The sequence below is a fragment of the Streptomyces sp. PH10-H1 genome (assembly GCF_030063355.1).
In the GTDB taxonomy this organism is placed as follows: domain Bacteria; phylum Actinomycetota; class Actinomycetes; order Streptomycetales; family Streptomycetaceae; genus Actinacidiphila.
The window spans coordinates 59427-72009 of the sequence record NZ_JASISZ010000027.1 but is presented as its reverse complement, the minus strand read 5'-3'; the positions used below and the strand labels follow the sequence as shown (position 1 = coordinate 72009).

Sequence of the window (12583 nt, the reverse complement as noted above, 5' to 3'; positions counted from 1 at the left end):
CGACGGCGGGCACCCGCTGTGTCCGCGATCGCGCATACTGAAAGAACCTGTAAGTCAGCTGGTCTGAATCCCTGGTCAGGTCCGGACCCCGCCAGTCTTGAGATCCGTCTCGCTGATGCCGTCCACGGCAAGGAGACGATCATGGCTGAGCAGACAGCCGCGCCCGGTGTCCAGTCCCCGGCGCGGGGAAGCGACTACGCGGAGCTCATGCGGCAAGTGCGGCGGGCGGGCCTGCTGGAGCGACGGGCGGCCTACTACGCCGTCAAGATCGGTGTGACGGCGGCGATGCTCGCCGGCGGGATCGCCGCCTTCGTCACGGTGGGTGATTCGTGGTGGCAACTGGCCACGGCGGCGTATCTGGCCGCGGTATTCACCCAGCTCGGGTTCGTCGCCCATGACGCCGGGCACCAGCAGATCTTCCGGCGCAGGCCCGCCAACGCGCTGGTGGGCCTCACCCTCGGCAACCTCTTCATCGGCATCAGCTACGGCTGGTGGGTGACCAAGCACAATCTCCACCACGCGCACCCCAATGAGATCGCCCGCGACCCCGATGTGGCCGCGGGCGCCATCGTGTTCAGTACCGAGGAGGCCCGTGTGCTGCGCGGTCCGGCGCGGATACTGGCCCGCTGGCAGGCCTGGCTGTTCTTCCCGCTGCTGACGCTCGAAGGCGCCAACCTGCACGTCCAGAGTGTCGGGGCGCTGCTCCGCCGCCGTGGCAGGAGCGGGCTCATGGAGCTGGGACTGCTTGCCCTGCATGCCGGCGGATTCCTGGCCGTGGTGCTGCTCGTCCTGCCGCCGGTGAAGGCTCTGGCGTTCGTCGCCGTGCAGCAGGGACTGTTCGGCCTCTATCTGGGCTGCGCGTTCGCCCCGAACCACAAGGGCATGCCGATGCCCGAGGACGGCGGCACGGACTACCTGCGCCGGCAGGTCCTGACCGCGCGCAACATTCGCGGCGGCCGGTTCACGGACTGGGTGCTCGGCGGTCTGAACTACCAGATCGAGCACCATCTGTTTCCCAGCATGCCCAGGCCCAACCTCTCCCACGTGCAGCCGCTGGTACGGGACTTCTGCGTCCGGCACGGCATCGACTACCTGCAGTGCGGCGCCGTGGACTCCTACCGTCAGGCGCTGCGCCACCTCAGGGCCGTCGGCAGTGCCACCTTCCCCACTCCGGCGCCGGTCCGATGAGCGTCCCTGCCTTCGCGCGGGCGGATGCGCTCAGCCGCAGGTGAGGTTGGCGTAGTCGAACGACGCGGTGAACGGCGCCTTCTGGGGATCGCCCTTGGGCGGCTGGGCGCGGTTGAGCACGGAGAGGCCGGCCGAGATGCTCGCCGGAGCCGGGTTGCCCGACGAGCCCGGCGTCGGGGCCTGTCCCAGCTGCTGCCAGTCGGCCGTGGCGCTCTCCCGCCAGGACGCGGTCACCGTCCCCCCGGTGCGCTTCAGCCGCAGCTGGACCGTCGTGGCGTCCGTCCTGACGAGCTTCCTGCCTTTGGCTTCGGCGGTGGTGAACGCGTAGTCCACCTGGATGTACTTCCCGTCGTCCCGGTAGTACTCGAAGGTGATGCCGCCGGTGTCGCCGTAGGCGCGCTCCAGCCGGATGTAGCCGTAGTTGTCCGCCCCGATCACCAGCCCGGCCCCCTGGTAGCTGAAGCGGGGGTTTTCGGTCACTTCGGTCTCGGCGGTGAAGTCCCCGGTCATCGTCCGGTAGTAGATGGGCGCGGTCGTGCCGACGGCGGCGATGTCCGCGCGCAGGTCGGCGCAGTCGGGGGTGGTGACGTTGAACTTCCCGCCGGAAAGGGATGCGGTCGCCTTGTCCGTGTACAGCTGGTGCCAGCCCTCAGCAGGGGTGGTGGAGTCGAAGGGATCGTTGATCCCTCCGCAGGACAGCGACGTGGCACCCGGTACAGCAGCGCGGGGGTGGGCCCGGTGCCGAACGGGGACCGGCCGGTGGCGGCGAAGACAAGCACCGCGCCGAGCGCGAAGATATCCGTGGCGAAGGTGACCGCACCCCCGGTGACCTGCTCGGGCGACATGAATCCCGGAGAGCCGATGGCCGAACCGGCCATCGTCAGCACGGTGTTCTCGAGCGCCTTGGCGATCCCGAAGTCGATCACCTTGGGCCCGTCCACGGCGAGCAGCACGTTGGACGGTTTGAGGTCCCGGTGGACCAGCCCCGCACGATGGATGGCGACCAGCGCCTCGGCGAGCCCGGCGACGAGCATGCGCACGGAGTCCTCGGGCAGCGGGCCGAACTCGGCCACGGCACTGGTGAGGGACGGCCCGGGGACGTAACCGGTGGCCAGCCATGGGGGGTCCGCGTTCGGATCGGCATCGATGACGGGCGCGGTGAACACCCCGCTGACCCGTTTCGCCGCCTCGACCTCGCGCGCGAACCGGATGCGGAACTCGGGGTCGCGGGCCAGATCGGCCCGCACCACCTTGACCGCGACGGACCGCCCGCCCGGCGAACGCGCCAGATAGACCAGTCCCATGCCACCCGCGCCGAGCCGTGCGCTGATCCGGTACTGCGCCACCTGCCGCGGATCCCCGGGCCCCAGTTGCTCCACCGTGATGCACCCCCTCCGGAGCCCGTTCCCGCCAGGCGCCGCTGCTCCACCGCCGGGACCCACCCGGCACACGCTCAGAGTAGGGCCGGCCGCCCCGGGCCGGGGGCTGTCTCGCAGTTGCGACAGGCCCTAGCTCCGCCGGTGCGGGTATTGGGGTTCGGGAGCGTGTCCGGGCAAGGACCTGCCAGCCGGCGTCCTGGCCGTCGGCAACCCGGCCCGGATCATTCGCAGACTCGACCCGTAGACCCCGTAGACCCCGCAGACCCGTCGGACCGTGATCGCGCGGCGCGCCCCGACCCGTCGGCGGGGGCTTGACTTGGAGCGCGCTCCAAGATGCAGACTCCCGCTCAACGCCCGGATCTGACGGGCTGTACGAGGGGAATCCATATGCGGTACCGCACGATCGGCAAGGACGCGAAGACACGCCGCGAGGTGAGTGTGCTGAGTCTGGGAGCCATGCTGTTCGGCACGACCACCGACGAGCCGACGTCGTTCGGGATCCTCGACCGGTACGTCGAGGCCGGCGGAACCTTCATCGACACCTCCAACAATTACGCGTTCTGGGTCAACGGCAGTCAGGGCGGAGAGAGCGAGGCGCTGCTCGGCCGCTGGCGCCGCAGCCGTGGTGTCGGGGACGAGATCACCATCGCCACCAAGCTCGGGGGCCGCCCGCTCGCCCCCAGCACCGGCTTCTCCCTCAACATCGAGGGGCTGTCGGCCAAGACGATCCGGGAGTCCGCGGAGCGCAGCCGGGAACGGCTCGGCGTGGAGAAGCTGGACCTGCTGTACGCGCACACCCAGGACATGGCGGTGCCGCTGCAGGAGACCGTGGAGAGTTTCGCCGAGCTGGTCGCCGAAGGCACCGTCGGCCTGCTGGGAGTGAGCAACCACTGGGCGTGGCGGGTGGAACGGGCCCGGAGCCTGGCCACGGCGGCCGGTCTGCCCGGCTATGAAGTCCTGCAGTACCACCACAGCTATCTGCGACAGCGCACCGACATGCCGAGCCTGCGCTCACCCGACGGCCAGGAGGGCGTGCTCAGCGGGGACATGCTCAGCTACCTGCGGGACGACCCCGGGCTCGCGCTGGTCGCGTACTCGCCGCTGCTGGCCGGCGGTTACGTCCGCCAGGACAAGCCGCTGGGCGCCGAGTTCGACCACTCGGGCACGCCGGTCCGGCTGGCGGCGCTGCGGGAGGTGGCCAAGGAGACCGGTGCGACCGTCAACCAGGTCGTGCTGGCCTGGCTGATCGGAGCCGAGGTTCCGGTGATTCCGCTGGTCGGCGCCTCCTCGGTGGCGCAGCTGGACGAGAGTCTGGCCGCGGTAGACCTGCAGCTGACGGCGGCGCAACGCGCGAGGCTGGACGCGGCGCGGTAGGCAGTACGTCACCTTTGCCGGGCGCTCGCGAGGGCGGGCACCCGGCCGCGCGCCCGGCCCGGTGCGGTGAGTTCACTGTGGCGGAACAGTGCATTTCCGCTCCGGCGGGCGACTGGCAGAGTGAGGGGATGGACTACGTCCCCCATTTCCATCGCGAGATCCTGTCGTTCGACGCCGCGGTCCGCCGGGCGGCCGGCGCCGACGAGGCGCCTTTGGTGCCGTCCTGCCCCAACTGGTCGGTGACCGACCTCATCGGGCATCTGGGTGTGGTGCACCGATACGTGGCCCGCATCATCAGGGAACGCCTTGTGGAGCGGCCGGACATCACCGACCTCACCTTCATCGACCTCCCCGCGGAGCACAAGGGCTGGCCGACGCCGGAGAACACGCCACCGAATCGTGGACCCGTGCCGGACGGCCTGGTCGACTGGTTCGCGGACGGCGCCTCCGCGCTGGAGTCACTGTTCGAGAGCGGCGGTCCCAGTGAGCCGGTGTGGACCTGGTCGCAGGAGCACACCATCGGGTTCTGGCTGCGGATGCAGACCATCGAGGCGGCCGTGCATCGCTGGGACGCCGAGAACGCGACCGGAGCGGCCCAGCCGGCCGAGGCCGAGCTCGCGGCGGACGCCGTCAGCCAGACGTTCGAGGTCATGGCACCGGCCCGGCGAGCCTGGAACCAGGCTCCGCCCGGATCCGGGGAGCGGTTCGGGTTCCGGCAGACCGACGGCACGGGAAAATGGACGGTGCGCTTCGCGGGCGACGGCGTCCAGCTCACCGAGGCCGGCGGACCCTGCGACGTCGAGGCGGCCGGTACGGCGTCTGACCTGATGCTGTTCCTCTGGCAGCGGCTCCCCGCGGACCGGCTCGACGAGGTGAAGGGCGACCGGAGGATGCTCGACCACTACTTCACCCTGGTGCCGCCTGTGTGACCGTGCGGGGGCGCGGCCCGGCCCGGAGTGCCGTCGGTCCGGACGGGGGCGGCGCGGGCAGCCGCCGATTACCGCTGCGGCCCTTACCTTCGGCAGGATGCGGACATGACCGAAATCCTTACCCCCCGCCTCATCCTCCGCCGCTGGCATGACGACGACCTCGCGGCCATGGCCGACATCAACGCCGATCCGCAGGTGATGCGCTGGATCGGCGACGGCTCGGTCCGCGACCTGGAAAGGACGGCGGAGGACATCGAGCGGTGGGAGGAGGAGTGGGACGAGGAGGGCTTCGGGCTCTTCGCCGTCGAGCTGCTGGCCTCGGGCGAACTGGCCGGCTTCACGGGTCTGTCCGTGCCCGATTTCCTGCCGGAGGTACTGCCCGCCGTGGAGATCGGCTGGCGGCTCGGCCAGCAGTTCTGGGGCCAGGGCTACGCGTCAGAAGCCGCCCACGCCACCTTGGAGTTCGCGCTCCAGGACCGCGGCCTCGACCGCGTCATCAGCATCTGCCAGGTGGGCAATGACGCCTCCGAGAACGTGATGCGCAAGCTCGGCATGGTCCCGGAACGCGAAACGGCCCACCCGGTGTACGGCCTTCCGCTGCGCGTGCACAGCATCGATCTCACCGAATACCACGGGTGATGTGAGCCGAGCGGGCCGCCCTTGCCCGCTCCGGTTCTCCATCAAGCGGCCGTCGCGTACACCCGGGGCCGGGGAGCGGGTATGGGTGGCTCTTCGTAGGCCGCCCACGCCGGATGGGCGGCGATGCCGGCGCGTAGTTCCCGTTCCCGGTCGAGCAGGGCTTCGACCGCGACGTGGTCGGCCTCGCTCCAGCCGGTACCGGCGGGATGGATGGTGCCGTGCTGGTCGGTCCAGGCCGTGACAGGGACGGCGTAGCGGGGAAGCCTCGCGTAGAGGGCGTGCAGCTCGCGGCTGGTCCGGTGGAGGGCGAGCTGGGCCCATCCGGCTACGGTGGACGGGTGCAGCATCACGTGATCGTCTTCGCCTTCGACGGGGTTCGGCTGATGGACGTCGCCGCCCCCTGGAGGTCTTCGCCACCGCCGCGCGTGACACGGGCGCCTACGCCGTGCGGGTGTGCACCCCCGGCGGCCGGGACGTCACCACGTCCACCGGCCTGCGGATCGCGGATCGCGGCGGACGTTCCCGTCGAACGGGTGGACCGGGCGGACACCCTCGTCGTTCCCGGCCCCGCCGACCTCGACGCCTTCAGGAAAGAGCCCGCCCTCATCGACCAGGTGGCCCGGCTGGCCGCGACGGCACAGCGGGTGGCAGCGGTGTGCACCGGCGCGTTCGCCCTCGCCGCGGCGGGCCTGCTGCGCGGGCGCAGGGCGACGACCCACTGGGAACACGCGGCGGAACTCGCCCGCCTCCACCCCGACATCCAGGTCACGCCGGACGCCATCTACGTCCAGGACGGACCCGTGCTCACCTCGGCCGGGGTGACGGCGGGCATCGATGTCTGCCTGGCGCTGGTGGAACAGGACCTCGGGCCGGAAGCGGCCCGCCGGGTCGCCCGCGACCTGGTGGTGTTCCTGCAACGGCCGGGCGGCCAGTCCCAGTTCTCCGCCGCCTCCCGCACGACGGCCACGCGACACCCGGTGCTGCGCCCGCTGCTGGACGCCATCGCTGCCGACCCGGCCTCGGACCACAGCCCGCAGGCCCTGGCCGGGCACGCCGGTGCCAGCCCCCGTCACCTGTCGCGGCTCTTCCGGGACCAGACCGGCAGCACGCCGGCCGCCTATGTGGAGACCATGCGGCTGGAGGCTGCCCGGATCCTGCTGGAACACGGCGAGAGCGTCACCTCCGCCGCCCGGCGCAGCGGTCTGGGCAGTGACGAGACGCTGCGCAGGACCTTTGCGCGGCACCTGGGCACCACCCCCTCCGCCTACGCCGCGCGCTTCCGCACCACCCGCACCGCACCGCCCTCCACCCGCACCGCAACGCCCTAGCCGGCCCCAACGGCATTGTCAGACCTCCCCAGTAGCGCCAGGAGACCAGTCCGTGAACCGGCGGGCGGCATGCGGCTGAGGAAGACCACGATGGGAAACATGATCACGGTCGACCGGCAGGGCCTGGGCCGGTCACTGACCCAGTGGGGCGACGTTTACGGGGCGTCCTATCAGCGCGACTTCGCGTCCCTCGCGCGGTCCCACCGCGGGCGGCCCGTCGCCGAGATACTTCCCCTGCTCGGCCGGGCGGCCGACAGCGCGCGGCTGGTCTTCGCCGCGGCCGACCTGGCCGAGCAGGCCGAAGCGATCAGCGCGGGCACTCCGTATGAACTGCACATCGCGTGATGTAAGCAGGAGAGAGGCGAAGGCGCTGGCCACGACGGATGGTTGAACCGCTGGAGCACAGCGGCGGAGAGCGGGTCCGGGGCCGCCGGACCTGCCGCTGAAGGCGTTGCCGCGGCGGGGGCGGGCGTGCCGGGTCGCGCTGACACACCGCTGTGTCGTCAACTTCGGCGGCAGCACCGGCGGGTGTGTACGTTGGCTCAGTCCAGACGACTCCTTTCGCTCCGAGAACCGGCGCATCGGCGCCGTGCGCGACCGGGGCAGCCAGACAACAGCGCAGCAGCTCTCAACGCCAGGAGAATCCGCATGACGACCGTTGAGGACCACGAGCAGACGCTGGCGGAGGCCGGTACCCGACCGGAGCGGGACTCGCTGTCGTACGCGGAGCGCAAGCAGCGGATACGGCGCCGGCTGGAGCGGCTGATCGGCATCGCGGCGACCGAGAACAACGCCCTCCTGCCGCTGCGCAACGGTGACGAGATCTTCGCGGCGATGCTGGGCAGCATCCGGACGGCGCAGTACACGGTCGACATGATGACGTTCGTCTACTGGCGCGGTGCGATCGCCCGCGAGTTCGCGGGCGCACTCGCCGACCGCGCCCGCGAAGGCGTACGGGTCCGGCTGTTGCTGGACGGTTTCGGCAGCCGGCTCATCGAGCAGGACCTGCTGGATCAGATGGAGCAGGCCGGGGTGCAGGTGGCGTGGTTCCGCAAGCCGCTGTGGCTCTCCCCGTTGAAGCAGAACCACCGATGTCACCGCAAAGTGCTGGTCGTCGATGAGACGACCGGGTACACCGGCGGTGTGGGGATCGCCGAGGAGTGGTGCGGCGACGCACGCGATGAGAAGGAGTGGCGGGACACCCATGTGCAGGTCCGCGGCCCGGCGGTGGACGGCATCGCGGCGGCGTTCGCCCAGAACTGGGCCGAGTGCCATGCCGACCTCTTCGACGACCGCGACCGCTTTGTCGAGCATTCCCCGCAGGGCGACGCGATCGTCCAGGTGGTGCGCGGCTCGGCCAGTTTCGGCTGGCAGGACATGCAGACGCTGATCCGCGTGGTCATCGAGTCGGCTCAGGAGCGCCTGCGGCTGGCCACCGCCTACTTCGCACCCGACGCCTACTTCATCCATCTGCTGTGTGAGGCGGCCCGGCGTGGGGTGGAGGTGGAGATCCTGCTGCCCGGTCCCCACACCGACAAGCGGGTGTGCCAGCTGGCGGGCCAGAATTTCTATGAGGAGTTGGTCGCGTGCGGGGTGAAGATCTGGCAGTACCAGCCGACGATGATGCACGCCAAGGTGATCACCATCGACCACGTCGCCTCCCTCATCGGGTCCACCAACTTCAACCGCCGCTCACTGGACCACGACGAGGAGGTCATGCTGGCCGTTCTCGACGAGACGTTCACCGCCACCCTCGACGAACACTTCGAGCAGGACCGGGCCCTCAGCGAACTGATCGAGTCCGGTCCGTGGAACCGGCGCTCCTCCATGCAGCGGCTCCAGGAAGTGGCCGTCATCCCGATCCGGCGATTCCTGTAGAACCGTCCGGCACCGTCCGGCACCGTCCGGCACCGTCCGGACCGACTGGAACCGTCGGCGTGACTGGAATCCGTCGGCGTGACTACGCGGAGGCGTCCTGAACGCTGGGACCGGCCGGGGAGAGAAGGCTGACGGCCTCGCCGATCCCGGCCGCCAGGGTGATGACCTGGTCGGCGCCGGTGAGCTCAAGGGTGCGCAGGAGCTGCGGGCCGGGCGCGGTCAGAATCAGGGAGCCGCCGCGGTCGTCCAGGGTCTGCCGCAGGGTCAGCAGCAGCCCCAGTCCGCGCGAATCGCAGAAGGTGAGCTCGTCGCAGTCCAGGATCAGTTGCACCTGACCGGCGTCCAGCACCGCGGCCGTGGCATCGGCCAGCACGTGCTCGCTGTCCAGATCCAGTTCGCCGACGACCGCCACGATGGCGATCTCGTCATGACGGTGTATCCGTCGCGCCTGCAAGCGCGTCATGGAGCGCTCCCACTCGAAGATCGACTGCCCCGTAGCGCCATTCTGCCAGTGCGGTGCACCTCGGGTCAGGCGCTTCGCACACTTGTGCTCTCGCGTAACGGGCGACAGCAAGGGCCACGCGTCCCGCGGTGGCCGGAGCGCGCCCACCGGGTCAGGAAGGGGACCCGGCCGGACCAGCAGAACAGGCCCCGCGCGGAGGACTGGGTTGAAGTGGTGGTGAACATTCAGCCCCTTCCGAGGAGAAGTGATGATCACCACCGTGTGCGCCTGCGGCGACAACATCGGCGTCCCGAAGCACGCCGACGCCGGCGCTGCTGCCGACGGCGACTTCGGCGCAGAGCGGGACGACCAGTTCGGCTACCACGGCGACGACGCCGGCAGGCCCACGGACTGCCCGCTCAACGCGCCCGCGGAGTCCTCACTCCACGGAGGGAAGGCGCGGTAGCGGTGCCTGTGGGGACTCGGGCTGCGGCAGTGGCTGCTCGGTCCAGATGACCTTTCCGGCCGGGGTGTAACGGGTGCCCCACCGGTCGGCGAACTGGGCGACGAGGAACAGGCCGCGGCCGCCCTCGTCCATGCTCGCCGCCCGCCGCAGATGCGGTGAGGTGCTGCTGGCGTCCGAGACCTCGCAGATCAGCGACCGGTCGCGGAGCAGCCGCACCCTGATGGGTCCGGTCGCGTAGCGGATGGCGTTGGTGATCAGCTCGCTGAGGATCAGCTCGGTGGTGAACGCCATGTCGTCCAGATCCCACGCGGTCAGCTTCCGGGCCACGGCGGCGCGCACCCGCCCGACCTCCTCGGGTTCGGGTGGCACATCCCATTCGGCGACGTGCTCGCCGCGCAGCACCCGGGTGCTGGCGACGATCAGCGCGACGTCGTCCGACGGATGCTCGGGCAGCAGCGCTTCCAGCACCTCGGCACAGGTCTCCTCGGGTGTCCGGCCGGAGTGGGCCAGGGCGTGGCGCAGCATGTCCAGTCCCTCATCGATGTCCCGGGCACGGTCCTCGATGAGCCCGTCGGTGTACAGCACCAGCCGGGTGCCCTCGGGCAGCTGGAGTTCGGTTGTCTCGAAGGGCAGGCCGCCCAGGCCGAGGGGTGGACCGCCGGGCATGTCGGGGAAGTCCACGGAACCGTCCGGCCCGACGAGGGCGGGAGGCAGATGCCCGGCCCGGGCCATCGCGCAGCGCCGGGTGACGGGGTCGTAGATCGCGTACAGGCAGGTGGCTCCGGTGACGGTGGCCGCACCTTCGCCCTCGAGGATTTCGTCCTGGTCGATACGGGTGACCAGCTCGTCGAGGTGCCACAGGAGCTCATCGGGTGGCAGGTCCAGGTTCGAGAAATTGTGCACCGCTGTACGCAGCCGGCCCATCGTCGCGGCGGCATGCAGCCCGTGGCCGACGACATCGCCCACGACCAGCGCCACCCGGGCCCCGGGCATCGGGATGACGTCGAACCAGTCCCCGCCCACCCCCGCCTCCGCGGGCAGATAGCGGTAGGCGACGTCGAGCGCGTTCTGGGCGGGCAGGACGCGGGGCAGGAGGCTGCGCTGCAGCGTCACCGCCATGGAGTGCTCGCGGGCGAAGCGCCGCGCGTTGTCGATGCTCACCGCCGCGCGGGCGACCACCTCCTCGGCGACGGACAGATCCTCGTCCTCGAAGGGCTCCGGCTTCACCGAACGCCAGAAGGTCGCCATACCCATGACGACACCCCGCGCGGCCAGCGGGACGGTGATCATGGAGTGGATTCCGTAGTCCATGATCCTCCTGGCCCGTAGCTCCTCTTGTTTCTGCCACCCGCCGGCGGTGCGCAGATCCGCCCTGATGACGGACCGGCCGCTGGCGAAGCCCTCGGCCTGCGGCGTGGGGGAGGCGTAGTGGATCAGTTCACCGAGCGGATACAGGGGCGGGTCGTCACGGATGCCGCTGATCGCCGTGCGGCGCATGTCGGCGTCCGTGCCCTCCGGCTCCTCCCCGCCCAGTACGGCGTCCAGCAGGTCGACCGTGACGAAGTCGGCGAATCGGGGGACCGCGAACTCCGCCAGTTCCTCGGCGGTCCGTACGACGTCAAGCGTGGTGCCGATCCGCACGGCGGCGTCGTACAGCAGCTGCAGCCGGGTGTCCGCCACATCCGCCTTACCGATGAGCTCGCGGAGTTCGGTGGCGTCGCGGAGCGTCGCCACACTGCCGGACGGTCCTCCGTCGGGGTCCGTCGGCCGGTGGTTGACGGCCAGCAACCGGTCCCCGACCGGGAACACCTCATCGGCCGCGGCGCGCCCGGAGTCCAGCAGCTCGGCCAGGCGCGGCGTCAGGCCGAGCCCGATGACGGGGCGCCCTTCGGCGTCCTCGGGCAGATCGAGCAGCCGGCGCGCCTCATCGTTTGCGAGCAGCAGCCGGCCGTCGCCGCCGACGATCAGCACGCCCTCCCGTACCGCGTGCAGGACCGCGTCATGGTGTTCGTACATACGGGTCATCTCGACGGGGTCCAGACCGTGGGTCTGGCGGCGCAGTCGCCGGCTGACCAGTACGTTGCCGCCCGTGGCCAGGGCGAGCGCGGCCGCGCCGGTGCCGAAGATGATCGGCAGGTGCCGGTCGACCGCGCTGGTCACGTTCTTGACCTTGAGCCCTGCCGACACCAGGCCCACGACCGTGCCATCGGCGCTCTGTACCGGGACCACCGCCTGTACCTCTTGGCCGAGGGGTCCGTGAACACTCTCGGTGTAGACGCGGCCGGCGAGCGACGGCTCGATGGTGCCCACGAACCTCTTCCCGATCAGGCTCGGAATGGGGTGGGTGTAGCGAATCCCCTTGGTGTTCATCACCACGATGAAATCGACGCCGGCGGCCTCGCGAGCCGCCTCGGTGAGCGGCTGCAGCACCGCGCTCGGGTCAGGACCGGCCAGCACCGCCTGGATTCCCGGGGAGTGCGCGAAGGTCTGCGCCACGGCGACCGACCGGTTGCGGGCCTCCACCTCGCCGTCATTGCGGGACTGCAGAACCACCGCCACCACCGCGGCGAAGACGAGCAGCGCGACCACCGCCACCTGCAGGACGAAAACCTGCCCGGCGACGGTGCGCATGTTCAGCGCCCAACCCAGGTGCTGCCCCCGTGAACGTTCAGGGTCCCGCAGCTCGTATCGCCTTTCTTGCCCTCGTTCCGAGTTCTGGCGCTCGCGCCGATTGCGTGGACGCCAATCGGCGAGCGAGCGGACCGACAGCCTCCAAGATCGGCCGAAAAGTCCGGCCATGAACCCATTGTTTACCTTGCCTGCCCACGGTGCGAGCGATGAGCCGCCCCGCGGCGGCGGAAGCGCGCCCCGGCTACGCCTCGAGCGCGGCTTCCTTCACCGGCCGAGCGCGCAGTGCGAGACGATCCTCAGGCAGCCGCGAGGGGCTGAATACTTCCTGC

At 70.4% G+C, this 12583-nt stretch carries 12 protein-coding genes and 1 pseudogene; 8 read left to right on the top strand and 5 right to left on the bottom strand.

The features are described from left to right. Window positions 1-141: 141 nt before the first annotated feature. A complete protein-coding gene (locus QMK24_RS18230; RefSeq protein WP_283467226.1) occupies window positions 142-1188 on the top strand; it encodes a fatty acid desaturase family protein in 1047 nt (348 codons plus the stop codon). 30 nt (window positions 1189-1218) lie between these two features. Here the strand turns inward: QMK24_RS18230 and QMK24_RS18225 are convergent, their stop codons facing one another. Both QMK24_RS18225 and QMK24_RS18220 read right to left on the bottom strand, forming a co-directional pair. After that, complete coding sequence (locus QMK24_RS18225) at window positions 1219-1824, bottom strand: beta-xylosidase family glycoside hydrolase (RefSeq protein ID WP_283467245.1); 606 nt, start codon at window positions 1822-1824, stop codon at window positions 1219-1221. A gap of 113 nt (window positions 1825-1937) precedes the next feature. Continuing rightward, window positions 1938-2534 (bottom strand): annotated as a pseudogene (locus tag QMK24_RS18220) (serine/threonine-protein kinase); the annotation flags it as partial. 420 nt (window positions 2535-2954) lie between these two features. On the opposite strand from QMK24_RS18220, the gene QMK24_RS18215 reads away from it, so the two are divergent. From QMK24_RS18215 to QMK24_RS18205, 3 genes are all read left to right on the top strand, one after another. After that, the gene (locus tag QMK24_RS18215) at window positions 2955-3941 is read left to right on the top strand and encodes an aldo/keto reductase (protein WP_283467225.1); all 987 of its coding nucleotides are present in this window, start codon (window positions 2955-2957) and stop codon (window positions 3939-3941) included. 128 nt (window positions 3942-4069) lie between these two features. After that, the gene (locus QMK24_RS18210; protein ID WP_283467223.1) at window positions 4070-4870 is read left to right on the top strand and encodes a maleylpyruvate isomerase family mycothiol-dependent enzyme; all 801 of its coding nucleotides are present in this window, start codon (window positions 4070-4072) and stop codon (window positions 4868-4870) included. Window positions 4871-4975: 105 nt separating this feature from the next. Further along, the gene (locus QMK24_RS18205) at window positions 4976-5509 is read left to right on the top strand and encodes a GNAT family N-acetyltransferase (RefSeq protein ID WP_283467222.1); all 534 of its coding nucleotides are present in this window, start codon (window positions 4976-4978) and stop codon (window positions 5507-5509) included. Between the two features lie 41 nt (window positions 5510-5550). On the opposite strand, the gene QMK24_RS18200 is transcribed toward QMK24_RS18205, so the two are convergent. Then, window positions 5551-5856: a DUF8825 domain-containing protein gene (locus QMK24_RS18200; protein ID WP_283467220.1), complete on the bottom strand. Its 306-nt coding sequence runs from the start codon at window positions 5854-5856 to the stop codon at window positions 5551-5553. Between QMK24_RS18200 and QMK24_RS18195 the strand changes: the two genes are divergently transcribed. The 3 genes from QMK24_RS18195 to QMK24_RS18185 all read left to right on the top strand — a co-directional run bounded on the left by QMK24_RS18195 (window position 5788) and on the right by QMK24_RS18185 (window position 8715). Then, window positions 5788-6837 carry a GlxA family transcriptional regulator gene (locus tag QMK24_RS18195; protein ID WP_283467219.1) on the top strand — a complete coding sequence of 350 codons (1050 nt, stop codon included), beginning with the start codon at window positions 5788-5790 and terminating at the stop codon, window positions 6835-6837. The genes QMK24_RS18200 and QMK24_RS18195 overlap by 69 nt on opposite strands. Window positions 6838-6927: 90 nt before the next feature. Next, window positions 6928-7182 carry a hypothetical protein gene (locus QMK24_RS18190; RefSeq protein ID WP_283467217.1) on the top strand — a complete coding sequence of 85 codons (255 nt, stop codon included), beginning with the start codon at window positions 6928-6930 and terminating at the stop codon, window positions 7180-7182. 303 nt (window positions 7183-7485) lie between these two features. After that, entirely contained in the window at window positions 7486-8715 is a 1230-nt protein-coding gene (locus tag QMK24_RS18185; RefSeq protein ID WP_283467216.1) for a phospholipase D-like domain-containing protein, read from the top strand. Between the two features lie 82 nt (window positions 8716-8797). Here the strand turns inward: QMK24_RS18185 and QMK24_RS18180 are convergent, their stop codons facing one another. After that, window positions 8798-9178: an STAS domain-containing protein gene (locus QMK24_RS18180; RefSeq protein ID WP_283467215.1), complete on the bottom strand. Its 381-nt coding sequence runs from the start codon at window positions 9176-9178 to the stop codon at window positions 8798-8800. A 247-nt stretch (window positions 9179-9425) separates the two neighbouring features. Here QMK24_RS18180 and QMK24_RS18175 point away from each other — a divergent pair, with 247 nt between their 5' ends. Continuing rightward, complete coding sequence (locus tag QMK24_RS18175; RefSeq protein ID WP_283467213.1) at window positions 9426-9623, top strand: hypothetical protein; 198 nt, start codon at window positions 9426-9428, stop codon at window positions 9621-9623. Here the strand turns inward: QMK24_RS18175 and QMK24_RS18170 are convergent. Beyond that, window positions 9597-12254 carry a SpoIIE family protein phosphatase gene (locus tag QMK24_RS18170; RefSeq protein WP_283467211.1) on the bottom strand — a complete coding sequence of 886 codons (2658 nt, stop codon included), beginning with the start codon at window positions 12252-12254 and terminating at the stop codon, window positions 9597-9599. The two genes, QMK24_RS18175 and QMK24_RS18170, sit on opposite strands and share 27 nt — an antisense overlap. Window positions 12255-12583 lie beyond the last annotated feature (329 nt).

Coding starts and splice junctions, on each gene's coding strand:
- QMK24_RS18230 (WP_283467226.1), top strand. CDS start 142: ATGGCTGAGCAGACAGCCGCGCCCGGTGTCCAGTCCCCGGCGCGGGGA.
- QMK24_RS18215 (WP_283467225.1), top strand. CDS start 2,955: ATGCGGTACCGCACGATCGGCAAGGACGCGAAGACACGCCGCGAGGTG.
- QMK24_RS18210 (WP_283467223.1), top strand. CDS start 4,070: ATGGACTACGTCCCCCATTTCCATCGCGAGATCCTGTCGTTCGACGCC.
- QMK24_RS18205 (WP_283467222.1), top strand. CDS start 4,976: ATGACCGAAATCCTTACCCCCCGCCTCATCCTCCGCCGCTGGCATGAC.
- QMK24_RS18200 (WP_283467220.1), bottom strand. CDS start 5,856: ATGCTGCACCCGTCCACCGTAGCCGGATGGGCCCAGCTCGCCCTCCAC.
- QMK24_RS18190 (WP_283467217.1), top strand. CDS start 6,928: ATGGGAAACATGATCACGGTCGACCGGCAGGGCCTGGGCCGGTCACTG.
- QMK24_RS18185 (WP_283467216.1), top strand. CDS start 7,486: ATGACGACCGTTGAGGACCACGAGCAGACGCTGGCGGAGGCCGGTACC.
- QMK24_RS18180 (WP_283467215.1), bottom strand. CDS start 9,178: ATGACGCGCTTGCAGGCGCGACGGATACACCGTCATGACGAGATCGCC.
- QMK24_RS18175 (WP_283467213.1), top strand. CDS start 9,426: ATGATCACCACCGTGTGCGCCTGCGGCGACAACATCGGCGTCCCGAAG.
- QMK24_RS18170 (WP_283467211.1), bottom strand. CDS start 12,254: ATGCGCACCGTCGCCGGGCAGGTTTTCGTCCTGCAGGTGGCGGTGGTC.